Raw genomic sequence first — 268 nt, forward strand, 5'->3', positions numbered from 1 at the left:
GTTCAACACGGCGGCGGGCGTTCAGCAGCTGAACAGTTCAATGAATAACGTCGGCCAGCTGGTGGTCAGCATGCAGCAGATGAACGCGGCGCAGTGGGTTGGACGCAGCGTTTATACCGAAGGCGACAGCACCGTCACCAAAGCGGAAGACACGCTCGCGTTCTCGGTCGAAAACGACGTCGATAAAGTGAACGTGGTGCTGACCGACAGCGAGGGCAACAGCTATACCGCTGAACTGAAAGATGTCAAAGCGGGCGTGCATAAATAC

1 pseudogene is annotated in these 268 nt (G+C 56.3%); it reads left to right on the forward strand.

From position 1 onward, the window contains the following. Window positions 1-268, forward strand: a pseudogene (locus V5P19_RS23705) (flagellar biosynthesis protein FlgD); the annotation flags it as partial.

Origin of the sequence: Enterobacter sp. UNJFSC 003 (assembly GCF_036903355.1) — a bacterium.
Taxonomy (GTDB): Bacteria; Pseudomonadota; Gammaproteobacteria; order Enterobacterales; family Enterobacteriaceae; genus Enterobacter.